This window comes from Kitasatospora sp. NPDC054939 (assembly GCF_053610105.1).
On the sequence record NZ_JBSGXP010000056.1, the window covers coordinates 24934 to 47270 of the forward strand.

At 75.1% G+C, this 22337-nt stretch carries 18 protein-coding genes and 3 tRNA genes; 10 read left to right on the forward strand and 11 right to left on the reverse strand.

Features of this window, described 5'->3' with window-relative positions; all coding sequences use genetic code 11:
* Positions 1 to 109: 109 nt before the first annotated feature.
* Positions 110 to 2185, reverse strand: a complete 2076-nt coding sequence (locus ACWGB8_RS18065; RefSeq protein ID WP_452214477.1) for a molybdopterin oxidoreductase family protein — start codon at positions 2183 to 2185, stop codon at positions 110 to 112.
* A gap of 161 nt (positions 2186 to 2346) precedes the next feature.
* On the opposite strand from ACWGB8_RS18065, the gene ACWGB8_RS18070 reads away from it, so the two are divergent.
* The 4 genes from ACWGB8_RS18070 to ACWGB8_RS18085 all read left to right on the forward strand — a co-directional run bounded on the left by ACWGB8_RS18070 (position 2347) and on the right by ACWGB8_RS18085 (position 7952).
* On the forward strand, positions 2347 to 3084 hold the full coding sequence (locus ACWGB8_RS18070) for a sirohydrochlorin chelatase (protein ID WP_452214478.1): 738 nt from the start codon (positions 2347 to 2349) through the stop codon (positions 3082 to 3084).
* Positions 3085 to 3231: 147 nt separating this feature from the next.
* Positions 3232 to 4542 (forward strand): deoxyguanosinetriphosphate triphosphohydrolase, encoded by a 1311-nt coding sequence (locus ACWGB8_RS18075; protein WP_452214479.1) that lies wholly within the window; start codon positions 3232 to 3234, stop codon positions 4540 to 4542.
* 96 nt (positions 4543 to 4638) lie between these two features.
* Positions 4639 to 6549 carry a DNA primase gene (gene dnaG, locus ACWGB8_RS18080; protein WP_452214480.1) on the forward strand — a complete coding sequence of 637 codons (1911 nt, stop codon included), beginning with the start codon at positions 4639 to 4641 and terminating at the stop codon, positions 6547 to 6549.
* A 161-nt stretch (positions 6550 to 6710) separates the two neighbouring features.
* Positions 6711 to 7952, forward strand: coding sequence for an RNA polymerase sigma factor (locus ACWGB8_RS18085; protein WP_452214481.1), 1242 nt, complete (start codon positions 6711 to 6713; stop codon positions 7950 to 7952).
* On the opposite strand, the gene ACWGB8_RS18090 is transcribed toward ACWGB8_RS18085, so the two are convergent.
* From ACWGB8_RS18090 to ACWGB8_RS18105, 4 genes are all read right to left on the reverse strand, one after another.
* Positions 7949 to 9073 (reverse strand): DUF2690 domain-containing protein, encoded by a 1125-nt coding sequence (locus tag ACWGB8_RS18090; RefSeq protein WP_452214482.1) that lies wholly within the window; start codon positions 9071 to 9073, stop codon positions 7949 to 7951. The two genes, ACWGB8_RS18085 and ACWGB8_RS18090, sit on opposite strands and share 4 nt — an antisense overlap.
* A 433-nt stretch (positions 9074 to 9506) precedes the next feature.
* Positions 9507 to 10910 (reverse strand): glutamate decarboxylase, encoded by a 1404-nt coding sequence (locus tag ACWGB8_RS18095; RefSeq protein ID WP_452214483.1) that lies wholly within the window; start codon positions 10908 to 10910, stop codon positions 9507 to 9509.
* Positions 10911 to 11052: 142 nt separating this feature from the next.
* Complete coding sequence (locus ACWGB8_RS18100; RefSeq protein WP_452214484.1) at positions 11053 to 12483, reverse strand: FGGY family carbohydrate kinase; 1431 nt, start codon at positions 12481 to 12483, stop codon at positions 11053 to 11055.
* Positions 12484 to 12588: 105 nt separating this feature from the next.
* On the reverse strand, positions 12589 to 12885 hold the full coding sequence (locus ACWGB8_RS18105) for a hypothetical protein (RefSeq protein WP_452214496.1): 297 nt from the start codon (positions 12883 to 12885) through the stop codon (positions 12589 to 12591).
* Positions 12886 to 13123: 238 nt separating this feature from the next.
* On the opposite strand from ACWGB8_RS18105, the gene ACWGB8_RS18110 reads away from it, so the two are divergent.
* Positions 13124 to 13196, forward strand: a tRNA-Asn gene (locus ACWGB8_RS18110).
* A gap of 60 nt (positions 13197 to 13256) precedes the next feature.
* Positions 13257 to 13329 (forward strand) — tRNA-Asn (locus tag ACWGB8_RS18115).
* Between the two features lie 124 nt (positions 13330 to 13453).
* On the opposite strand, the gene ACWGB8_RS18120 is transcribed toward ACWGB8_RS18115, so the two are convergent.
* Positions 13454 to 14197 (reverse strand): trypsin-like serine peptidase, encoded by a 744-nt coding sequence (locus ACWGB8_RS18120; protein WP_452214485.1) that lies wholly within the window; start codon positions 14195 to 14197, stop codon positions 13454 to 13456.
* A 281-nt stretch (positions 14198 to 14478) separates the two neighbouring features.
* Here ACWGB8_RS18120 and ACWGB8_RS18125 point away from each other — a divergent pair.
* Positions 14479 to 14552, forward strand: a tRNA-Ile gene (locus ACWGB8_RS18125).
* Positions 14553 to 14693: 141 nt separating this feature from the next.
* Positions 14694 to 15605: a 1-aminocyclopropane-1-carboxylate deaminase/D-cysteine desulfhydrase gene (locus tag ACWGB8_RS18130; RefSeq protein WP_452214486.1), complete on the forward strand. Its 912-nt coding sequence runs from the start codon at positions 14694 to 14696 to the stop codon at positions 15603 to 15605.
* Positions 15606 to 15640: 35 nt separating this feature from the next.
* Here the strand turns inward: ACWGB8_RS18130 and ACWGB8_RS18135 are convergent, their stop codons facing one another.
* From ACWGB8_RS18135 to ACWGB8_RS18150, 4 genes are all read right to left on the reverse strand, one after another.
* Positions 15641 to 15898 (reverse strand): hypothetical protein, encoded by a 258-nt coding sequence (locus ACWGB8_RS18135; RefSeq protein ID WP_452214487.1) that lies wholly within the window; start codon positions 15896 to 15898, stop codon positions 15641 to 15643.
* On the reverse strand, positions 15895 to 16503 hold the full coding sequence (locus ACWGB8_RS18140) for an RNA polymerase sigma factor (protein WP_452214488.1): 609 nt from the start codon (positions 16501 to 16503) through the stop codon (positions 15895 to 15897). Before ACWGB8_RS18140 ends, ACWGB8_RS18135 begins: the two co-directional genes overlap by 4 nt.
* A gap of 261 nt (positions 16504 to 16764) precedes the next feature.
* Positions 16765 to 18291, reverse strand: coding sequence for an LCP family protein (locus ACWGB8_RS18145; protein WP_452214489.1), 1527 nt, complete (start codon positions 18289 to 18291; stop codon positions 16765 to 16767).
* A 184-nt stretch (positions 18292 to 18475) separates the two neighbouring features.
* Entirely contained in the window at positions 18476 to 18937 is a 462-nt protein-coding gene (locus ACWGB8_RS18150) for a MarR family winged helix-turn-helix transcriptional regulator (RefSeq protein ID WP_452214490.1), read from the reverse strand.
* Positions 18938 to 19031: 94 nt separating this feature from the next.
* On the opposite strand from ACWGB8_RS18150, the gene ACWGB8_RS18155 reads away from it, so the two are divergent.
* Positions 19032 to 20057: an NADP-dependent oxidoreductase gene (locus tag ACWGB8_RS18155; protein WP_452214491.1), complete on the forward strand. Its 1026-nt coding sequence runs from the start codon at positions 19032 to 19034 to the stop codon at positions 20055 to 20057.
* A 391-nt stretch (positions 20058 to 20448) separates the two neighbouring features.
* Positions 20449 to 20943 carry a DUF3145 domain-containing protein gene (locus ACWGB8_RS18160; RefSeq protein ID WP_452214492.1) on the forward strand — a complete coding sequence of 165 codons (495 nt, stop codon included), beginning with the start codon at positions 20449 to 20451 and terminating at the stop codon, positions 20941 to 20943.
* Between the two features lie 64 nt (positions 20944 to 21007).
* Here ACWGB8_RS18160 and fabF read toward each other — a convergent pair whose 3' ends face one another.
* Complete coding sequence (gene fabF, locus ACWGB8_RS18165) at positions 21008 to 22273, reverse strand: beta-ketoacyl-ACP synthase II (RefSeq protein ID WP_452214493.1); 1266 nt, start codon at positions 22271 to 22273, stop codon at positions 21008 to 21010.
* Between the last annotated feature and the right edge of the window lie 64 nt (positions 22274 to 22337).

Genomic DNA, 22337 nt, shown 5'->3' on the forward strand with positions numbered 1-22337 from the left:
CCTCAGCGCCCCGTGCCGCGCCCTGTGAGCCCCGCCGGCCCCGGGCGCACCACGAGCGCCGCCCCCGGAACGGTGGGGCGGCGCTCGGCCGGCGGGCGCCCGCGGCGGCTCAGGCCGGTTCGATGCGGACGGCGCAGGCCTTGAACTCCGGCATCCGGGAGACCGGGTCGAGGGCCGGGTTGGTGTGCAGGTTGGCGTTGCCCGCGCCCGCCCAGTGGAACGGCATGAACGCGGTGTCCGGGCGGATCGCGGTGGTGAGCCGGGCGGGGGTGACGGTCCTCCCGCGACGGCTCACCACCGCGACGTCCTCGCCGTCGCGCACCCCGAGCCGTTCGGCGAGCAGCGGGTGCAGCTCGACGTACGGGCCGGGCGCGGCGGAGTTCAGGGCGGCCACCCGCCGGGTCTGCGCGCCGGACTGGTACTGGGCGAGCACCCGGCCGGTGGTGAGCCGGACGGGGTACTCGGGGTCCGGCTCCTCGGCGGCCGGCCGGTGCCGCACGGCCGTGAAGCGGGCCCGCCCGTCGGGGGTGGCGAAGCGGTCCAGGAAGAGCCGCGGCGTGCCCGGGTGGCCCTCGTCGGGGCACGGCCAGAACACCCCGTCCTGCTCGGCGATCCGCCGGTAGCTGATGCCCGCGTAGTCGGCCGGACCGCCCGCCGAGGCGCGCCGCAGCTCCTCGAACGCCTTCTCCGGGTCGGTCGGGAAGCCCTCCCCCTGGCCGAGCCGCCCGGCCAGCTCGTGCAGCACCTCCAGGTCGCTGCGCACCCCCGGCGGCGGGTCGACCGCCCGGCGGCGCAGGATCACCCGGCCCTCCAGGTTGGTCATGGTGCCGGTCTCCTCCGCCCACTGGGTGACCGGCAGGACGACGTCGGCCAGTTCGGCGGTCTCCGACAGCACCACGTCGCTCACCGCCAGGAAGTCCAGCGCGCGCAGCCGCTCCGTGACGTGCGCCGAACGCGGCGCCGACACCACCGGGTTGGAGCCCGCGAGCAGCAGCGCCCGGACGTCCCGGCCGAGCGAGTCCAGCAGCTCGTACGCGCTGCGCCCGGGGCCCGGCAGGGTGTCGGGGTCCACCCCCCACACCGCGGCGACGTGCGCCCGGGCCGCCGGGTCGTCCAGCTTGCGGTAGCCGGGGAGCTGGTCGGCCTTCTGCCCGTGCTCCCGGCCGCCCTGCCCGTTGCCCTGCCCGGTGAGGCAGCCGTACCCGGCGTACGGGCGGCCCGCGTTGCCGGTGGCCAGGCAGAGGTTGATCCAGGCGCTGACCGTGTCGGTGCCCTTGGCCTGCTGCTCCGGACCGCGCGCGGTGAGCACCATGGCCCGCCCGGCCCCGCCGAACAGCCGGGCCGCCTCGCGCAGTTCGGGCAGCGGCACGCCGGTGACCGCCTCCACGTGCTCCGGCCAGTGCGCCATCGCGGCGTCCCGGGCCGCCGCCCAGCCGGTGGTCCGGTCGGCGATGAACCCCTCGTCCGTACGGCCGTCGGCGACCACCAGGTGCAGCAGGCCGAGGGCCAGCGCCAGGTCGGTGCCGGGGCGCGGGGCGAGGTGCAGGTCGGCGAGTTCGGCGGTCCGGGTGCGCCGCGGGTCGACGACGATCAACCGGCCGCCGTTCTCCTGGAGTTCGCGCAGGTAGCGGACGAACGGCGGCATCGTCTCGGCCGGGTTGCCGCCGACCAGGACCAGGCAGTCGGTATGGGGGATGTCCTCGACCGGGAACGGCAGCCCCCGGTCCAGCCCGAACGCCCGGATGCCGCCGGCCGCCGCCGAGGACATGCAGAACCGGCCGTTGTAGTCGATGGCCGAGGTGCGCAGCACCACCCGGGCGAACTTGCCCAGCAGGTACGCCTTCTCGTTGGTCAGCCCGCCGCCGCCGAACACCCCGACGGCGTCCCGCCCGTGCCGCCCGGCGGTGGCGGTGAGCCGCTCGGCGATCAGGTCCAGCGCCTCCGCCCAGCCGGCCGGGCGCAGCACGCCGTCGCGCCGCACCAGCGGGGTGCTCAGCCGGGCCCCGGGCGCCAGCACGGCGGCGGCGTTGGAGCCCTTGCCGCACAGCGCGCCCCGGTTGACCGGGAAGCCGGGCCGTTCGACCACCGAGACGGGCACGGGCCCCTCGGCGCGGCGCAGCCCCATCCCGCACTGCAGCGCGCAGTACGGACAGTGGGTGTCGGTGGCGGGGGCGGTGTCGTTCATACCGGCCACCCTCCCCTCCGGCTGTTTCACCGCCACGACCCGCGCGTTACACCCGCCGCACACCGCCCTCACAGCCACCGGCCCCCCGCGTGAGAGCAGGGAAACCACTGCTTACCGCCGGGCAACGGCCGGGAAACACCGCTCGGCCACGCTTGGACCCCATGACCCCGCCGACGACCGCCCTCACCGCCCCCCGGGTGCTGCACTCCGCACGGCGCCCCGCCCTCGTCCTCGTCGCGCACGGCTCGCACGACCCGGCCGCGCTCGCCACCGTCCGGAGCCTGCACGCCCGGGTCGCCGCCGCCCGCCCCGAACTGGACGTCCGGCTCGCCCACCTGGGCCTCAACGACCCGTTGCTGCCCGACGTCCTCGCCGGCCTCGGCGGCCCGGCCGTCCTCGTCCCGCTGCTGCTGAGCCGCGGCTACCACGTCCGGGTCGACCTGCCGCGCGCGCTCGCCGCCGCCCCCCGGGTGGACGGCACGATCACCCGGCCGCTCGGACCGGACCCGCTGCTCACCGAACTGCTCGCCCGACGGCTGGCCGAGGCGGGCTCCGGGGCCGACGCCGTGGTCCTCGCCGCTGCGGGCTCCCGCGACCCGCTGGCCGCCGCCGACACCGGGGCGCAGGCCGCGCTGCTCGCCGCCCGGCTCGGCCGGCCCGTCCTGCCCGGCTACGTGGCGGCCGGCGGCCCGACCGTCGCCGAGGCCGTCGCCCGGCTCACCGCCGACGGGCACCGCCGGGTCGCGGTGGCCGGGTACTTCACCGCCCCCGGCGACTTCGCCCGCCTCGCCGCCGCGGCCGGCGGCGAGTACACCGGCGCCCCGCTGGGCGACCACCCGCTGCTGGCCCGGCTGGTGCTGGCCCGCTACGACCGGGCCCGGCTGCGGATCGCCGCCTGAGCTGCCCGGCCGCCGCCCCCGCCACGCGGCCGACCACAGCCTCCGCCGCCCGGGCCGCCCCGGCTCCGGGCGTTCACGCCCCGGCCCCCGCCCCTTCGCGCGCGGCACATCCCGCGTGTCCGAGCCGCGGCGTACCGTGAGGGGCATATGGACGACACCGCGCACCGCCTCACCGCAGCCCCGAACCCGTACGACCACGCAGCCGAGGCCCGCTGGGTCCCCGAGCCGGACAAGCGCCCCGGCCGCACGGCGTTCCAGCGCGACCGCGCCCGCGTGCTGCACTCCGCCGCGCTGCGCCGCCTGGCCGGCACCACCCAGGTCGTCGCCCCGATGCGCAGCGACTTCCCCCGCACCAGGCTCACCCACTCCCTGGAGTGCGCCCAGGTCGGCCGCGAACTCGGGGCCGCGCTCGGCTGCGACCCGGACCTCGTCGAGACCGGCTGCCTCGCCCACGACATCGGCCACCCGCCGTTCGGCCACACCGGCGAGGAGGCCCTCGACCAGGCCGCCGAGGCCTGCGGCGGCTTCGAGGGCAACGCGCAGTCGCTGCGCATCCTGACCCGCCTGGAGCCCAAGCGCTTCGCCCCGCTCGACGAGGAGCCCGCCCGGCTCGCCCCCTGGCCCGGCCGCAGCGTGGGGCTCAACCTCACCCGCGCCGCCCTGGACGCCGCCACCAAGTACCCGTGGAGCCGCGGCGCCCACCCCACCGACCCGGCCTCGCCCAAGTACGGCGTCTACGCCGACGACCTGCCGGTCTACCGCTGGCTGCGGGCCGGCGCCCCGCCCGGGCGCAAGTGCTTCGAGGCCACCGTCATGGACTGGTCCGACGACGTCGCCTACTCCACCCACGACGTCGAGGACGGGCTGCAGGCCGGCCACATCGACCCGGCCGCCCTGCGCGCCCCCGGCGAGCGCGGCGAGCTCTTCAAGGTCGCCGAGCGCTACGCCCCCGACGCCGAACCCGAGGAGCTGGACGCCGCCCTGGACCGCCTGCTCGCCCAGGAGTGGTGGCCCAGCTCGTACGACGGCACCGCCCGCGCCCGGGCCGGCCTGAAGGACCTCACCAGCCAGCTGATCGGGCGCTTCTGCCTGGCCGCCGAGCAGGCCACCCGCGCCCGCTACGGCCCCGGCCGGCTCTCCCGGTACGCGGCCGAGCTGGTCGTCCCGCGCGAGGTCCGGCTGGAGTGCGCCGTCCTGAAGGCCGTCGCCGTTCGGTACGTCATGCAGCGCGACGAGCAGGCCCAGCTGCGGGCCCGCCAGCGGGTGGTGATCGCCGAGCTGGCGTACGTGCTCACCCAGCGCGCCCCCGAGGGCCTCGACCCGGTCTTCACCGTGCTCTACCACGAGGCCGAGGACGACCGCGCCGCCCTGCGCACGGTGATCGACCAGATCGCCACCCTCACCGACGCCTCCGCGCTCGCCCTGCACGCCAAGCTCGTCGGCGCCGCCTGGACGTGACCGCGCGGGCGGGGCACCGCCCGGGCCGCCTCCCGGCCCGGCGCCCCCGCCCCTCGGTGCGGCCGGGAAATCCCGGCGCCCCAGTAGACTTCCGGGGTGGCCGGGCGGATCAGGGACGAAGACGTGCAGGCGGTGCGCAGCGCACTGCCCATCGACGTGGTGGTCGGCGACTACGTACAGCTCACCAACGGTGGCGGCGGGGAGTACAAGGGCGTCTGCCCCTTCCACGACGAGAAGTCCGCCTCCTTCTATGTGAACCCCGCCAAGGGCGTCTTCCACTGCTTCGGCTGCCAGGAGAACGGCGACACCATCGCCTTCCTGATGAAGATCGAGCACTTCACCTTCGCCGAGGCCGTCGAGCGGATGGCCGCCCAGGCCAACATCACCCTCCGCTACGAGGAGGGCGGCTACAGCCCGCGCCACCAGCAGGGCGAGCGCACCCGCCTGGTCGAGGCGCACAAGGTGGCCGCCGCCTTCTACCAGGAGCAGCTGGCCTCGCCGGAGGCCGAGATCGGCCGCCGCTTCCTGGGCGAGCGCGGCTTCGACGAGCAGTCGGCGAAGGACTTCGGTGTCGGCTACGCCCCGGCCGGCTGGGAGCACCTGGTCCGCTACCTGCGCGGCAAGGGCTTCAGCGACAAGGAGATCCTGCTCGGCGGCCTGGCCTCGCAGGGCCAGCGCGGCGGCCTGATCGACCGCTTCCGGGGCCGGCTGGTCTGGCCGATCCGCGACATCGCGGGCGAGGTGGTCGGCTTCGGCGCCCGCCGCCTGCGCGAGGACGACAACGGTCCGAAGTACCTCAACACCCCCGAGACGCCGATCTACAAGAAGTCGCACGTGCTCTACGGCATCGACCTGGCGAAGAAGGAGATCGCCAAGTCGGGCCGGGCGGTGGTGGTCGAGGGCTACACCGACGTGATGGCCTGCCACCTGGCCGGGGTCACCTCGGCGGTGGCGACCTGCGGCACCGCCTTCGCCGAGGACCACATCAAGATCATCCGACGGCTGCTGATGGACACCTCCTCCTACCGCGGCGAGACCGTCTTCACCTTCGACGGCGACGCGGCCGGCCAGAAGGCCGCGCTGCGCGCCTTCGAGGACGACCAGAAGTTCGCCGCGAAGACCTCGATCGCGGTCAGCCCCGGTGGCATGGACCCGTGCGAACTGCGCCTGGCCCAGGGCGACGAGGCCGTCCGGACGCTGATCGACAATCCGGTGCCGCTGTTCGAGTTCGCGCTGCGCTCGGCGGTGGCCCGGCACCGGGTGGAGACCCCGGAGGGGCGCTCGGCCGCCCTGGAGGAGGCCGCACCGATCGTCGCCCGGATCAAGGACCGCTCGATCCAGCACGAGTACGCCGTCCGGCTGGCGGGCATGCTGGGCATCCTGGACGAGCAGTTCGTGGTCCGCCGGATCTCCCAGCTGGCCCGCTGGGACCGCGAGCGCCAGCAGAACCCGCGCGGCGCGGACGCCCGGCAGCGCCGCCCCGGGCCCGCCGCCCCGCCGCAGCCCGTCCGCCAGGCGTTCCGGCTCAACCCGCGCGACCCGGCGCAGTTCGTCGAGCGCGAGCTGCTCAAGCTCGCACTGCAGCACCCGGAGCTGGTCAGCCCGGCCTTCGACAACTACGGCGAGGACGAGTTCCCCACCCCGCCCTACACCGCCGTGCGCCGGGCCATCGGCCAGGCGGGCGGCGCCGCGTACGGCTCCGGGCTCGGCGACTTCACCTCGGCCGTCCGCGAGTCCTGCCCGGACGACCAGGTGCGCTCGCTGGTGACCGAGCTGACCGTGGAGCCGGTGCGCTCCCGGCGCAAGGTCGACGCGATCTACGCGGGGGAGTTCCTGGTGAAGCTGCGCCTGCTGGCGGTGGACCGCCGGGTCGCCGAGGTCCGCGCCCACCTGCAGCGACTCGGCACCAGGGCGGCGCCCGAGGAACTGCACGCCGTACAGACCGAGCTGTGGCAACTCCAGCAGTACGGCCAGCAGTTGCGCAGCCAGGGCGTGGCCGCTCTCTAGGCCGGACGGCCTACGCCCCGTCCGGCCGAGGGGTTGTCCAGGGCCGGTGGTGAGAAAAGCCGCGCACGAGTCTCGGCCACGGAGTGTGGCGTGCCGCACACTGGTGGGCGTCCCACCTCCGTTCAGCGCGGGTCCGCCAGAGTCGCGCCCGCCCCGAGGGGATGCCCGTGGATCTCGCCGCGACCGCCCGTACCGAGCCGATCCCGACCGCCCGCCCGGCCGGCGGGTCGGAACCCGACGCCCACGCCCGGGCCGAACCGCCCGCCGAAGCCGGCCCCGACGCCCGGGTGCCGGTGCAGGACATCCCGGAGGGCCATCCGGAGGCCCCGGCCGAACCCGATGCCGATGCCGGGCCGGAGCCCGATGCCGATGCCGATGCCGAGCCCGATGCCGGGCCGGAGGCCGACGGCGGGAGCGGCGAGGGCGCCGATGACGCGGCCGACCGCGAGCCGGAGGCCGGTTCCGCCCCCGGACGGGAGCGCGAGGGCTGGGGCCCGGCCGCCGACCTGCTCCGCCAGTACCTGCGCGAGATCGGCCGGATCCCGCTGCTGACCGCCGCCGACGAGGTCGAACTGGCCCGCCGGATCGAGGCCGGTCTGTTCGCCGAGGCGCACCTCGACCGCGACCCGCCGCCCGCCGACCCGCTGGCCGGCGAGCTCGACACCCTGGTGGTGCTCGGCCGGATCGCCAAGCGCCGCCTGATCGAGGCCAACCTGCGGCTGGTCGTCTCGGTCGCCAAGCGCTACGTGGGCCGCGGGCTGACCCTGCTCGACCTGATCCAGGAGGGCAACCTCGGGCTGATCCGGGCGGTGGAGAAGTTCGACTACACCCGGGGCTACAAGTTCTCCACGTACGCGACCTGGTGGATCCGGCAGGCGATGAGCCGGGCCCTCGCCGACCAGGCCCGCACCATCCGGGTGCCGGTCCACGTGGTGGAGCTGATCAACCGGGTGGTGCGGGTGCAGCGCGTACTGGTCCAGGAGCGCGGCACCGAACCCACCGCGGCCGAGATCGCCGGTGTCCTGGAGCTCACCGAGGGGCGGGTGCGGGAGGTCCTGCGGCTGTCCCAGGAGCCGATCTCGCTGCACACTCCGGTCGGTGAGGAGGACGACGTCGCCCTCGGCGACCTGATCGAGGACGCCGACGCCGCGTCACCCGCCGAGTCGGCCACCTTCCTGCTGCTGCGTCAGCACCTGGAGGCCGTCCTGGCGACGCTGGGGGACCGCGAGCGCCAGGTCGTCCTGCTCCGCTACGGGCTGGACGACGGGCGCCCGCGGACCCTGGAGGAGATCGGCCACCTCTTCGGCGTCACCCGCGAGCGGATCCGCCAGATCGAGTCCAAGACCCTCGTCAAACTCCGTGACCACGCCTTCGCCGCCCAACTGCGCGGCTACCTCGACTAGGACGTCGCGGGGGACGGCGCGTCGGTGGCCGCCGGGTCGGAGGACGGGCCCGTCGGCGTGGGCGTGGCGGTGGCCGGGTCGGTGGGGGCGGGCGACGGCGGGGAGGGCGGTCCGACCGGGACGGGCGTGGCCGCGACCAGGTGCGCCAGGTCGCCGACCGCCACCGTGCACGCGTCCCCGCCCTGCGGGCGCGCGCAGACCTGGAAGGTGGTGGCCGGGTCCGCCGCGTTCACCATCGGCGAGTAGTTGTCGTAGCCCCAGTGGATCAGCGCCTCGGCGGTCTCGCCGGCACTGCTGGTGATCACCGCACGGTCGCCCGGCTGGCCCTCGGTGATGGCCGCCCAGGCGGCCTGGCAGCGCGCGCTGTAGCGCAGGTACGAGACGACCTTGCCGACGTTGACGGTCTGCAGGGTGCGGGCGTCCGCGCCGCAGCCGGTCGTCTTGGGGTCCTTGTGCGAGCACCCCATGGCCTGGCAGCCGGGGACGGGCGGCGCCGGCGAGGCGGGCTTCGCGGGCGCCGAACTGCTCGGCGGCGCGGGCTGTGCGGCGGCCACCGGCTCCCGGCCGTCGTCGCCGGACATCCGGAGTCCGGCCACCAGCAGCAGGGCGAGCACCACGACCGCCGCGCAGGACAGCAGGGCGACCGGCCGCCGCAGCAGTGCGACCGCGCCCGGCGCCTTCTCCGGCTCCACCGCGTCCGCCGGTTCGGGCCCGTCCGCCGGGTCCGCGGCACCCGCGGAATCCCCGGTGTCCGCGGCATCCACCACGTCCGCCGCGTCCACCACGTCCGGCGCCTCCGCCTCGGCCACGTCCGGCGCCTCCGCCTCGGCCGCGTCCGGGGACTCCGCGGCCGGAGCGGGCTCCGCCGTCGCCGCCGTCCAGAGCGCCCGCAGCGTCGGCCCGTCGCATTCCACGGCCCCGATGAGCGCGTCCAGCGCCTGCTCGGTGACGACCCGTTTGCCGTTCAGCCAGCGCTCCCAGGAGGCCCGGCTGTAGTGGGTGCGGGCGGCCAGTTCGGACAGCGAGAGGCCGGTGTCGTCCTTGACGGCGCGCAGCTGCTCCGTCAGCCGCCGCAGCGGCTCCGGGAGTTCTTCCGGCAGTGCCTTCCAGGCCGAGGCCATGCGGTACTCCAAACACGCGGGTCGAAGGGACGGGCGGTGCGGACTGTCGGAGCGGGTGCCGACCGGGGCCGTGGGGGCGCCTTGGCGTCTCCAACCTCACCGGCCCGGCGTCTCAAACCGCATGTCACGGCGGTGAGACGGACGGAAGTGTCTCACACCGCCGGTAACCGCTCGAACATTCATGTGCACGTACGGCAGAGTTCTGCTCGCCGGTGCTTGCGCCGCCCGGACGCTTCGTCCGGACACCTTCGGCGCCTGCCGTCCGGCCCGTCCCGGCCCCCACCGGTGCGTGGCAGCCTCACGGGGGGAGGCTGCCGCGCACCGCAGGGACGCGCGGCGGGGAGGGCTTCCGTTTCCGGAACCCTCCCCGCCGTAACCTCCGCCGGACCGCCGGCGCCCCGTCAGTCCTGCGGCGCCGCAGGCCGACCGCCGGTCAGTGGTGGAAGCCCGTCCGGGCCGGCACCCCGAGTTCGCGCAGCGGTCCGGGCTGGTTGCGCAGTTCGGGCAGCAGCCGGGTGATGTCGGCGAGCAGCAGCTCGGCGAGGTCGCGGGAGAAGCCGTTGCGGCAGACCACCCGTAGCACCGAGAGGTCCTGCCGGTTCTCCGGGAAGGTGTACGCGGGCACCTGCCAGCCGCGTTCGCGCAGTCGCCGCGAGACGTCGAAGACGTCGAACGGGACGTCACCGGTCGTGGTGAAGGCGAAGACCGGCAGCTCGTCGCCGCGGGTGAGCAGCCGGAAGCAGCCGAGGGCCTCGATGCCGTCGGCCAGGAAGCCGGCCACCTCGCGGCAGGACTGCTGGACGGCCCGGTAGCCGTCCCGGCCGAGCCGCAGGAAGGTGTAGTACTGCGCGATCACCTCGGCGCCGGGCCGGGAGAAGTTCAGCGCGAAGGTCGGCATCTCGCCGCCGAGGTAGTTGACCCGGAACACCAGCTCCTCCGGCAGCGACTCCCGGTCGCGCCAGAGCGCCCAGCCGACGCCCGGGTAGACCAGGCCGAACTTGTGGCCCGAGGTGTTGATCGAGGAGACCCGGGGGAGCCGGAAGTCCCAGGACAGCTCCGGGTCGAGGAAGGGCGCGACCATCGCGCCGGAGGCGCCGTCCACGTGCACCGGGATGTCCAGGCCGGTGCGCTGCTGCAGGTCGTCGAGTGCGGCGCAGATCTCGGAGACCGGCTCGTAGGAGCCGTCGAAGGTGGAGCCGAGGATGCCGACGACGCCGATGGTGTTCTCGTCGCAGAGCGCCACCGCCTGCTCCGCGCCGAGATGGAAGCGCTCGCCCTCCATCGGCGCGGTGCGCGCCTCGACCTCCCAGAAGGTGCAGAACTTCTCCCAGCAGACCTGGACGTTGACGCCCATCACCAGGTTGGGCCGGGCCCCGGCGGCGTAGCGCTCGGCGTTGCGGCTCATCCAGCGGCGCTTGAGCGCGAGCCCGGCCAGCATGCAGGCCTCGCTGGAGCCGGTGGTGGAGCAGCCGACCGCGTCGTCCGGTGCGGGGGCGTGCCAGAGGTCGGCGAGGATCGCCACGCAGCGCCGCTCCAGTTCGGCGGTCTGCGGGTACTCGTCCTTGTCGATCATGTTCTTGTCCAGGCACTCGGTCATCAGCCGGGTCGCCTGGACCTCCATCGACGTGGTGACGAAGGTCGCCAGGTTGAGCTTGGCGTTGCCGTCGAGCATCAGCTCGTCGTGGATCAGCTGGTACGCGGTGTCGGCGGGCACCGGGCCGTCGGCGAGCCGGTGCAGCGGCGGTGCGAGCTCCATCGCGCCGAGCGGGTCGGCCGAGCCGACGAACGGGTTCACCGTCAGCCGGCGGTCGTCGTCGGCTCCCTTGTGCAGCGCCATCTGTCCCAGCCGCCCTTCGCTCCGCCGGCCGGTCGGCCGCGCCGCCTCCCACGCTGCCACCGGCCGGGGGGTGACGCATCTTCGGGACGGCCGCCCGGGGCGGGCCGGCGCCGTCGACGGGGGGCTCAGGCCCGGGCCGGGCTCAGGCCGTCTCGGGGTAGGCCTGCTCCCGGGTGGCCCGGTACTGGCTGCGCACGGCCGCGCCGACCGGCAGGTCCTCGTCCGGGTCGGGCGTGACGGTGACGGCCTCCGGCATCGGCCAGGACGGCGGTTCGGGGGTGCCCGCGAGCGACCAGGCGGCCTGCCGGGCCGCGCCGCGCGCCGCGTGGTCGCCGGGCGGCGGGACGACCACCGGGACGCCGAACAGCAGCGCCGCGATCTGCTGGACCGCCGGCAGCCGGCCGGCCGCGCCGAGCAGGAACACCCGGCGCACCCCGACGCCCTGGGCGCGCAGCACGTCCAGCGCGTCCGCCAGGTTGCAGAGCATGCCCTCGACGGCGGCCCGGGCCAGGTGCTGGGGGGCCATCGACTCGGCCCGCAGGCCGCTCAGGGTGCCGGCGGCGTGCGGCAGCGCCGGGGTCCGCTCGCCGTCCAGGTACGGCAGCAGCACCAGCCCGTACGCGCCGGGGGTGGACTGCAGGGCGAGCTCGCTGAGGCCGGCGAGGTCCTGGCCGAGCAGGGCGGCGGTGGAGCGCAGCACCTGCGCGGCGTTCAGGGTGGCGACCATCGGCAGGTGCCGGCCGGTGGCGTCGGCGAACGAGGAGACCAGCCCGGTGGCGTCCACCACGGCCTGCTCGTGCACCGCGAAGATCGTCCCGGCGCTGCCGAGGGAGACGACCGCGTCGCCCGGGCCGAGGCCGAGGCCGAGCGCGGCGGCCATGTTGTCGCCAGTGCCGGCCGAGATCAGCAGGCCCTCGGGGGTGTGTCCGGCGGGCTCCGCGGGGCCGAGCACGTCGGGGAGCTTCAGCTCGTGGCCGAGCGCGATCTTCACCAGGTCCTGGCGGTACTCGCCGGTGATCGGCGACCAGTAGCCGGTGCCGGAGGCGTCGCCGCGGTCGGTGGTGCGCCGCTTGGGGTGGCCCAGCAGCTGCCAGACCAGCCAGTCGTGCGGCAGCAGCACCTCGGCCACCCGCCGGGCGTTGGCCGGCTCGAACTCGGCCAGCCAGCGCAGCTTGGCGATGGTGTAGGTGGGGCCGGGGACGGCGCCGATGGCCCGGGTCCAGGCCTCCGGCCCGCCGAGCGCGTCCAGCAGGTGGGCGGCGGCGCCGCCGGCCCGCGGGTCGTTCCAGAGGATCGCCGGGCGCACCAGTACGCCGCCGGCGTCCAGCCCGATCATGCCGTGCTGCTGGGCGCAGACGCCGATCGCGCGGACGCCCTCCAGCAGGCCGCCGGTGGCGGCGTCGCCCAGCGAGTGCAGCCAGGCCTGCGGGTCGGTCTCGCCGGGCCGGGCGTCCGGCCCCTCCGGGGCGGGGTGCGGTGCCTTGCCGGAGCGCAGCACCTCGCCGGTCCCGGAGTCGCACGCGACGATCCGGGTGCGGCTGGTGGAGCTGTCTATCCCCGCGACGATGGCCATGTCGAGATCATGCCTCAGCGCGCGTCGCGGCGCGGGCAGGCCGGGGAAGTGTTGCCCGTTCGGTACCGCCCCCGGCCCGCCGCGCCGCCGCGCGGTCCTTCCGGCTCACGGCCGGTAGGTGCCCCAACTGTCCTGCTCGACGCGGGGGCGGTTGAAGTACGGCACCCGGTCGGTCACCGAGTTCGGCAGGCGGTCGCCCACCTTGTCGGCGACGGCCCCGGCGGCCTTCCCGGCCAGTTCGCCGGCCTGGTGCCTGGCCTTGTCGGCGGCGCCCTGGACCTTCGGGTTCCGGGCCACCTGCCGGGTGACCTTGGCGATCTGTTCGTAGCGCTGGCGGCCTGCCCGCGAGCCCAGGACGTAGCCCGCCGCGAGCCCGACGATGAACGACAGCTTCCACATGATCGGATTCCACCCTCTCCTGGCGGCCATTGCCGCATTGCCCTACCCGTCCTACGGGGCGGCGAACCGTCCGTGCCCCCAGCATCCCCGGGCCGTCCGCCGGGCGCGCGCGGGCACGCCGGGCGGTGCGCCGGGGCGGCCGGGAAAGCGATTGGCGGACCACCCCCCCGAGTGCGCTAATGTATGTCCCGCAGCGAGCGCCGCGGAGCCCGGGAAGCCGGGAGCCGGGGCGGTAGCCCGATCCCCCATAGCTCAATTGGCAGAGCAGCCGACTGTTAATCGGCAGGTTATTGGTTCGAGTCCAATTGGGGGAGCTCCGGGCGGCAGACCTCCGGGTCGGCCGTCCTGCGTGCAGTACCACCGCAGTACCGCGATCCCGCATAGCTCAATTGGCAGAGCAGCCGGCTGTTAACCGGCAGGTTTTTGGTTCGAGTCCAAATGCGGGAGCTGCACCGGGTGCGCCCCGGTGACTGCTCAGAGCGAAGGCCCCTCGGACGACCGGGGGGCCTACGTGTTTCCCGGCGCCGTGCGACCCGGCCCCGCGCCCCGGTGCCCCCGGTGCCAGGGCCGGTCAGGCGGTGGCCTGCCGGTACAGCTCGGCGACCCGCTCGTCGAAGGTCACGCTGTACGAGGTGTCCGGGGTGTCCCCGCCCTGCTGGTAGCCGCCGATGACGCCGACCACCGTGCCGTCCGCGGTGACCCACGGGCTGCCGCTGGTGCCGTGGGTGTAGCCGCGGCAGTCGAAGCGCTCCTGGGTGGGGCTCTGCTCGCTGGTGGTGGCCGCGCAGGTGATCGGCTCGTCGCGCTCGTGCGGGTAGCCGGTCACCGCGACCGGCAGGCCGAAGCCCCGCTCCAGCCCGAGCGGGTTCCCGCCGACGGCCTCCTCGACCTGCACCCCGTCCACGGGCTGCACGGTGACGAAGGCCACGTCGTACTCCGGATCCTCCCCGGCCGTCCAGCGCGGGTCGACGGTGATCGCCAGCACCGGCCAACTCCCGTACGGCGAGTAGCCGTTGCGGTAGCCGGGGGTGAACACCAGGCCGTCCAGCAGGCCGATCGGGCCGCTCTGCACGCAGTGGGCGGCGGTCAGCAGCAGATTGCGCCGCGGACTCTGCACCACGCTCGCCGTGCAGGCCCGCGGGCCCTGGGCGGTACGGACGGCGAGGGTGCCGATCCGGTCGCCGGCGGCGCTCTGCGGGGCCACCTCGGCGGTCGGGGCCGGCTCCGCGCCGCAGGCCGTCCCGCCGGCGAACAGGACGGCCGCCAGGGCCAGCGCCTGCCCCGCGCGTGCGGGCCGTACCGGGCGGGTGGCCATCCGGGCTCGCTCCCTCGTGCTCGGGGCGGCCTGGTCGGTGCTGCGGGCCGCCGTTCGTGAGGAAGATCTACCAGTCCGGGCCCGGCGGCGCCACCACCCTCCCGGCGGACCCCGGACACCCCGTCACCGGGCCCGCGCCGCAGGTACCGGAACGATCTCGTACGCACCCGGCTGCGCCCCTGGCGCGCACCAGGGGTGATCGACCGGCTATGCTGCCCGGGACGGCCTCGCGGGGCCGTCTGCTGCTGCCGCAGCCGGGAACCCGGCGCGCACGGCGAACCGGGGCGGTAGCTCAGCCGGTTAGAGCAGGGGACTCATAATCCCTTGGTCGTGGGTTCGAGTCCCACCCGCCCCACCGCTCGGCACTGGCCGCCACCTGCACGAACTCTAGGACAGGCGGCCTCCCGGGCCGCGCCGACAGGCCGGGAATCACCCGAATAGGGCCGCCCGGGGAGCCCGTTGACGCCCTCGGCGGCGCCCTCCGTATCCTGGCGCGGTGCTCGAAGCCGCCCGCCTCCCCACCCCGCTCGTCGACTGCACCGCCGGTGCGCCGGCCCGTGCCGGGGTGGAACTGCGGCTGAAGCGCGACGACCTGCTGCACCCCGCGGTGCCGGGCAACAAGTGGCGCAAGCTCGCCCCCAACCTCGCGCACGCCCTGGAGCACGGCCACACCCGGCTGCTGACCTTCGGCGGCGCCTACTCCACGCACCTGCGGGCGGTCGCCGCCGCGGCGGGCGCACTGGGCCTGGAGAGCGTCGGCCTGGTCCGCGGCCAGGAGCTGGCCGACGCCCCGCGCAACTGGTCGCTGCGGGCCGCGGAAGCGTCCGGCATGCGGCTCGCCTTCCTCTCCCGCACCGAGTACCGGGCGCTGGCGGCGGGCGGCGCCGACCCGGCGGTGGCGGCCGGGCTGCAGCGGCGCTGGGGGCCCTGCCTGGTCCTCCCGGAGGGCGGCTCCAACGCGCTCGCGGCGGTCGGCGCCGCGGCCGTCCCGGCGGAGCTGGCCGACCTCGGCGGGCGGGACGTCGTCTGCTGCCCGGTCGGCACCGGCGGCACCCTCGCCGGCATCGCGGCGGGCCTGCCGGCCGGGGCCCGGGCGCTGGGCGTCGCGGTGCTGCGCGGCGGCGCGGGCTACCTGGAGAGCGAGGTGACCCGGCTGCACCGGGAGGCGTACGGCAGGGAGTTCGGCAACTGGCGGATCGACCACGACCACCACGGCGGCGGCTACGGGCGGGTGCCGGCCGAGCTGGAGTCGTTCGCGGCGGATTTCGAGCAGCGGCACGGCATCGCGCTGGAGCGCCGCTACGTCGCCAAGCTGCTCCTCGCCCTGCACCGGCTGGCGGCCGCGGGCGCCTTCCCCCGGGGCACCCGGCTGACCGCCGTCGTCACCGGCCTGCCCGACCCGCAGTGAGGGCGGCGGCACCCCGGAGGCGGGGTGCCGCCGCGTCAGTGCTTCCCGGCGGTGCCCGGTGCCACCAGGGTGCAGGTGCCGTCCTCGCAGCGGCGCTCCAGCCGCCCCCGGGCGAGCAGCTCGACCAGCCGGGCCGCCCAGCAGGTCGGGCAGCCCCGCAGCGCCACCAGGCCCAGTGCCAGCGCGGCCAGCGCCACCGGCCAGGAGGTGGTCAGCAGCAGCGCGCCGCCGACCAGCAGACCGAACCCCAGCGCGCCGCGGGCCAGGTGGCGCGACAGGGGGCGCCCGCTCACCGCCGGCCCCCGTCCGGGCCGGCGTCCGCCGCGGCGAGGCTGCGGCGCACCGCCGAGCGGGCCCGGTGCAGCCGGGACTTCATCGCCGGGGTGCTCAGCCCCAGCGAGCGCGCGACCACCGGGCCGGGCAGCCCCTGGACGTCCCGCATCAGCAGGACCACGCGCTGCTCCTGCGGCAGCAGGCCGACCGCCGCGGCGATCCGCTCCGCCTCCAGCCGGGTGAGGGCGCTGTCCTCGGCGGACCGCTCGGTGGGCTCCGCCGTGCGCCCCCCGGCGGTCGGCGGGCCGCTGCGGACGGCCACCGCCGAGCGCACCCGGCGCAGGCACTCGTTGCGCACCACGCGGAACATCCAGGAGGCCAGCGCCCCGGTCGCGCGGAGCGTGCCGATCCGGCGGTACAGGACGATCAGCGCCTCCTGGGCCGCGTCCTCGGCGTCCTGCGGGCCGGCGCAGAGGCTGTGCGCGAAGCGGCGCACGTGCGGGTGCGCGCCGTCGATGACGGCGGCCAGCGAGGCCGGGTCGCCGTCCCGGGCCGCTTCGATGGTGCCCTCGTCAGGCCAGCCCGGGTGGGCCCCGGCCGGCCGGCGGGCCGCTGCGGCGCCCATCAGCCGCGGTCCCGGGAGGTACCGGCCCGGTTGCCGCGGCGCCGCCTGGTGAGCGTCACCACGCAGGTGCACACCAGGATCGCGCCCAGTCCTACGATCGCCACCACCGTCATGTCGGTTCCTCCGTCTCGTCCTCGCCCGGCGCGGTGGCCGGGGTGTCGGGAACAAGAGTCGTCCGGGGGCCGGAAGGATTCGGCCCGGGCGCGGAATTCTTCCGGACCTTCCCGCGCCCCGCTCCGGCGGCCCGTCCCGGGGCGGGCGTCAGCCGAAGGTGAGGTCCGCGCAGGGGTCGGTGTCGGCGCCGCGGGTGTTCTCGGCGATCCCGGTGGGCACGCCGGTCGGGAGCGGCTCGGCCGTACCGCCCGGGGTCGGCGTGGCCCCCGGCCGGACGGCGTCCGTACCGGCGGTGGGGGCCGCGGTCGGGCGGAAGTCCCGGCCGAGGGTGACGGTGACGGCCTCGCTGCCGGGCTCCTCGACCAGCCGCGCGCCGGGGAAGAGCGGGGCGAGCTGCTCGGCGACGGCCTTCAGCTCCGGGGCGTGCGCGATCTCGGTGTTGAGCCGCCCGCCGCTGGTGCGGTCGAGGGCGACGTTGGTGAAGCCCTTCGCCTTGATCGTCTCGGCGGCCCGGCCGGCCAGTCCGGGGGTGCCGACGCCGTTGACCACCTGGACCGGTACGGCGGCCTGTTCGGGGGTCAGCGGCGGCTGGGTGGCCGGGGCGGTGGGGGAGGCGGAGCCCGCCGAGGGGGAGGCCGAGGACGGCGCCGCGCTCTGCGCGGTGCTCTGCCCGTCCAGCGTGCGGTCCTCGCGCAGCAGCTTCCACAGGGTGTCCACATCGGGGTGGACCAGCGCGACCCGGCTGCCGGAGTAGCGCCACGGGGCGGTGACGAAGGTGATGTCGGAGAGCTTGATGTGCTGCAGCGACTGGGCGAACTCGACCAGCTTCATCGCCGAGCCGAGGCCCTCGTCCACGGTCAGCGAGCGGGTGGCGGCGTCGGCCAGCGGGAGCAGGGTGGGGAGGTCGAAGCCCAGGCCCTGGACCTTCTTGATCATCGAGGAGAGGAAGGCCTGCTGGCGCTTCATCCGCCCGATGTCGGAGTTGTCGCCGAAGCCGTAGCGCGCCCGCAGGTAGTCGACGGCCGGCTGGCCGGATATCTTCTGCGGGCCCTTCTTCAGCTTGATGTTGTGCGAGTCGACCGCGTTGGGCACGCAGACGTCCACGCCCTTGATGGCGTCGGTCATCGCGGCGACGCCCTTGAAGTCGACCACGATGGTGTGGTCGATCCGCAGGCCGGTCAGCTCCTCGACGGTGTTCTGGGTGCAGGCCGGGTTGCCCTGGGGGGACCCGCCGACGGTGAACGCCTCGTTGAACATCCGGCCGGTCCGCGGCGCCGTCCACTTGCCGTTGGGCAGCCTGCAGGAGGGGATGGTGACTAGGGCGTCCCGGGGTATGGAGACGCCGACGGCGTGCCGGCGGTCGGCGTAGACGTGCAGCAGGATCGCGGTGTCCGAGTGGCCCACACCCTCCTCGCCGCCGCCGAGGTCCGCGTTGCCGTCGTTGCGGGTGTCCGAGCCGAGCAGCAGGACGTTGACGGGCACCGAGGCCCCCGGCTTGACGGGGACCGGGGCCGGCGGGCGGGTGGTGGCGACCCCGCCCGGGTCGAAGGTCGTGATGTTGGTGTCCAGCCGGTGGTAGAACCAGGCCCCGGCGCCCGTGACCGACAGCACCAGGACGGCGACCACGCCGAGGGCGGTGCGAACGATCCGCCGCCTGCGCACGCTGCTGCTCATCGCCCCGGAGTCCCCCGTTTTCGTGTCAAAGTGCGCACGGCCTGCCGCCCACGGACCGGGTGGTGCCGAACTCTCGAACGTTAGACGCCCTGGGAGGCGGTTCGGTTGACACGCGACCGACAGGGAATTCGGCCGGAGACCGACCGGTGGCGTGTGATTCCGCTCACGCCGGCGGGTCGGGCGCTCAGGCGCCCGGTCCGGAGGCGTTCGACAGCATCCGGCGGAGCAGGTCGCGCAGCACGGCGCGCTCGTCGCCGTCCAGGGCGGCCAGCGGCTCGCGGGCGAAGTTCAGCGACTCGCGCAGCTCGGCCGAGGCCACCGCGCCGCTCTCGGTGGCGGCGACCAGCTTGACCCGGCGGTCCTGCCGGTCGGCCTCGCGGGTGACGAAGCCGCGCGACTCCAGCCGGTCGACGATGCCGGTGATGTTGGAGGGCTCGCAGCTGAGGGTCTGGGCGATCCGGCGCATCGGCATCGGGCCGAGCCGCAGCAGGGCGAGGACCTTGGCCTGGGCTCCGGTGAGCGAGCGGGCGGCGGCGGCCTCCTCGTACTCGCGGTGGAAGAGCGCGACCAGATTGGCCATCAGGTCGACGACCTCACGGGTGATCTCGTCGGGCTCGGCGGCGGCCCGGGTCGGCTGGGTGTCCATGGCTCCCAGTGTACCTGAACAGTTGACAACATGAACCTTTCATGCCCATGGTTGCTTCACTGGCTCAACCTTTCATGCATCGAGGAGTACTGCCATGGCCCCCCAGGATGTGCCCGCCGCCGCCCGTGAGTGGCACCTCGCCGCCCGCCCGCAGGGCTGGCCGGTCCCGGCGGACTTCGCGCTGGTCGAGGCGCCCGTCCGCACCCCCGGCCCGGGCGAGATCCTGGTCCGCAACACCCATCTCTCGGTCGACCCCTACATGCGCGGCCGGATGAACGACGTGAAGTCCTACGTCCCGCCGTACGAGCTCGGCCGGGTCATGGACGGCGGCGCGGTCGGCCTCGTCGTCGCCTCGCAGGCCGAGGGCTTCGAGCCCGGCGACACCGTCCTGCACGGGCTCGGCTGGCGCGAGTACGCCACCGTCGGCGCGGGCCAGGCCGTCAAGGTCGACCCCGACGCGGCCCCGCCGTCCGCCTATCTCGGCGTGCTCGGCATGCCCGGACTGACCGCGTACGCGGGCCTGCTCGCCGTCGGCGGCCTCAAGGAGGGCGACCGGGTCTTCGTCTCCGGCGCGGCGGGTGCGGTCGGCTCGCTGGTCGGCCAGATCGCCCGGCTCAAGGGCGCCGCGCTGGTGGTCGGCTCGGCCGGCTCGGCCGAGAAGACGGCCCGGCTGGTCGAGGAGTACGGCTTCGACGCCGCCTTCAACTACAAGGACGCCCCGGTGAAGGTGCAGCTGGCCGAGGCCGCGCCGGAGGGCATCGACCTCTACTTCGACAACGTCGGCGGCGACCACCTGGAGGCCGCGATCGGCGCGCTCGGCGTGCACGGCCGGGCCGTCCTGTGCGGCGCCATCGCCCAGTACAACGACACCGCCGGCCCGGCCGCCCCGCGCAACCTGGCGCTGGCCATCGGCAAGCGGCTGCGCCTGGAGGGGATGCTGGTGCGCGACCACGCCGCGCTGCGCCCGGAGTTCCTCGCCGAGGTCGGCGGCTGGCTGCGCGAGGGGCGGCTGCGCTGGGAGGAGACCGTGGTGGACGGCTTCGAGCACACCCCCGAGGCCTTCCTCGACCTGCTGCGCGGCGCCAACACCGGCAAGATGGTCGTGCGCCTCGACGGCTGACCCCGCGTCGGCCCGCCGACCCGTCCGGCCCGCGCCGCAGCGCGCCGGGCACCGCCCCGCCGCCCGCCCGGGCGCGCGGGGCGGTTCGGGTACGGGCGCGGGCGAACGGCCCCCACTACCGCATGTCGACCCGATCCGAAAGTGCGTCAGCCAAGGTGCGGGGCAGCGCGGTACGGTGGTCGGGCCCTGGTGATGGGGCCGTTCGGGGGAGAGATCCGACCGAGGGGTGGACCTCGTTGGGGATTCGATTAGCATTGAGCGAAAGCCTGTCCGTTTTGCTCAATTTAGTAGCTTAATGTCGGCTAACGTGGGTAACTGTGGATCAACTGCAGGCGCACGCGGCACGAGGCAGCTGGGGAAGGCGACCCTCGTCCACAGCCTGGAGGTCCCGGTGACGACACGTGGAGTCCTGTACGTCCACTCCGCGCCCCGCGCGCTGTGCCCGCACGTCGAGTGGGCCGTCGCAGGGGTGCTCGGTGTGCGGGTGAGCCTGGACTGGATCCGCCAGCCGGCCGCACCCGGCCACTGGCGTGCCGAGTTCTCCTGGCAGGGGGAGCCCGGTACCGCCTCGAAACTCGCCTCCGCGCTGCGCGGCTGGCAACTACTGCGCTACGAGGTCACCAGCGAGCCCTGCCCCACCGCCGAGGGCGAGCGCTACAGCAGCACGCCCACGCTCGGCATCTTCCACGCCGTCACCGGCATCCACGGCGACATCCTGATCCCCGAGGACCGCCTGCGCGCCGTCCTGCTGCGCGCCCGCAGCGAGGGCGCCGACCTGGAGGACGAGATCGCGCGGCTGCTCGGCAAGCCGTGGGACGACGAACTGGAGCCCTTCCGCTACGCGGGCGAGGGCGCCCCGGTCCGCTGGCTGCACCAGGTGGTCTGAACGCACCGACGCCGGAGGGGCCGACGCGCGATGCGTCGGCCCCTCCGGCGTACGGACGGACCCGTCAGACGGTGCGGAAGGCCAGCACCACGTTGTGGCCGCCGAAGCCGAACGAGTTGTTCAGCGCGGCGATCCGGCCGTCGGCCGGCAGCGAGCGGGGCTCGCGCACGATGTCCGCGTCGACCTCGTCGTCCAGCTCCTGGACGTTGATGGTCGGCGGGGCGGTGCGGTGGTGCAGCGCCAGCACGGTGGCGACGGTCTCGATGCCGCCGGCGCCGCCCAGCAGGTGGCCGGTCATCGACTTGGTGGCCGAGACGGCGATGTGGTCGAGGTGCTCGCCCAGCTCCTTGCGCAGCGCCTTCAGCTCGGCGGTGTCGCCCTGCGGGGTCGAGGTGGCGTGCGCGTTGACGTGCACGATCTCGGCCTTGTCCAGCTCGTTGCGCTCGAACAGGTCGGCGATGGCCCGGGCCACGCCCGCGCCGGTCGGCTCCGGCTGCGCGATGTGGTGCGCGTCCGAGGACAGGCCCTGGCCGACCGCCTCGCAGTAGATCCGGGCACCGCGCGCCTCGGCGTGCTCGATCGACTCCAGCACGACCACGCCGGCGCCCTCGCCCAGCACGAAGCCGTCGCGGCCCTTGTCGTACGGACGCGAGGCGCCCTGCGGGTCGTCGTTGTTCTTGGACATCGCCATCATGTTGGCGAACGCGGCGATCGGCAGCGGGTGGATCGCCGCCTCGGTGCCGCCGGCCACCACGACGTCGGCGCGGCCGGTGCGGATCATCTCGATCGCGTAGCCGATCGCCTCGGCGCCGGAGGCGCAGGCGGAGACGGGGGTGTGCACGCCCGCGCGGGCGCCGACCTCCAGACCGACGTTGGCCGCCGGGGAGTTGGGCATCAGCATCGGGACGGTGTGCGGGGAGACCTTGCGGACGCCCTTCTCCTTCAGCACGTCGTACTGGTCGAGGAGGGTGGTCACGCCGCCGATGCCGGAGGCGATCACGGCGCCCAGGCGCTCGGGGGCCAGCTTGGAGGACTCGTCGGTGGCCGGGGTCTCGTAACCGGCGTCGGCCCAGGCCTCGCGGGCCGCGATCAGCGCGAACTGCGCCGAGCGGTCCAGCTTGCGGGCGACCGGGCGGGGCAGCACGTCGCCGGGGTCCACGGCGGTGCGCGCGGCGATCCGCACGGGGAGTTCGGCGGCCCACTCCTCGGTCAGGGCGGCCACCCCGGAGCGTCCTGCCAGCAGGTTCTCCCAGGTGGTGGCGGCGTCGCCGCCCAGCGGCGTGAAGGCGCCGATACCCGTGACGACCACGGTACGGTTTTCAACGGTCACTGGAATGTCTTCTCTCACGTGTGCGGGGGTTCGGCGGCGCCGTAGGAAGGCCCGGCCGGGGCAC

What these genes read in the sequence shown, in the direction of transcription:
- ACWGB8_RS18090 (WP_452214482.1), bottom strand. Translation starts at nt 9,073, where the DNA reads ATGGCCTCGGCCTGGAAGGCACTGCCGGAAGAACTCCCGGAGCCGCTG.
- ACWGB8_RS18095 (WP_452214483.1), bottom strand. Translation starts at nt 10,910, where the DNA reads ATGGCGCTGCACAAGGGAGCCGACGACGACCGCCGGCTGACGGTGAAC.
- ACWGB8_RS18065 (WP_452214477.1), bottom strand. Translation starts at nt 2,185, where the DNA reads ATGAACGACACCGCCCCCGCCACCGACACCCACTGTCCGTACTGCGCG.
- ACWGB8_RS18120 (WP_452214485.1), bottom strand. Translation starts at nt 14,197, where the DNA reads ATGGCCACCCGCCCGGTACGGCCCGCACGCGCGGGGCAGGCGCTGGCC.
- ACWGB8_RS18155 (WP_452214491.1), top strand. Translation starts at nt 19,032, where the DNA reads ATGGCCCCCCAGGATGTGCCCGCCGCCGCCCGTGAGTGGCACCTCGCC.
- ACWGB8_RS18085 (WP_452214481.1), top strand. Translation starts at nt 6,711, where the DNA reads ATGCCCGTGGATCTCGCCGCGACCGCCCGTACCGAGCCGATCCCGACC.
- ACWGB8_RS18070 (WP_452214478.1), top strand. Translation starts at nt 2,347, where the DNA reads ATGACCCCGCCGACGACCGCCCTCACCGCCCCCCGGGTGCTGCACTCC.
- ACWGB8_RS18150 (WP_452214490.1), bottom strand. Translation starts at nt 18,937, where the DNA reads ATGGACACCCAGCCGACCCGGGCCGCCGCCGAGCCCGACGAGATCACC.
- ACWGB8_RS18140 (WP_452214488.1), bottom strand. Translation starts at nt 16,503, where the DNA reads ATGGGCGCCGCAGCGGCCCGCCGGCCGGCCGGGGCCCACCCGGGCTGG.
- ACWGB8_RS18075 (WP_452214479.1), top strand. Translation starts at nt 3,232, where the DNA reads ATGGACGACACCGCGCACCGCCTCACCGCAGCCCCGAACCCGTACGAC.
- ACWGB8_RS18100 (WP_452214484.1), bottom strand. Translation starts at nt 12,483, where the DNA reads ATGGCCATCGTCGCGGGGATAGACAGCTCCACCAGCCGCACCCGGATC.
- ACWGB8_RS18145 (WP_452214489.1), bottom strand. Translation starts at nt 18,291, where the DNA reads ATGAGCAGCAGCGTGCGCAGGCGGCGGATCGTTCGCACCGCCCTCGGC.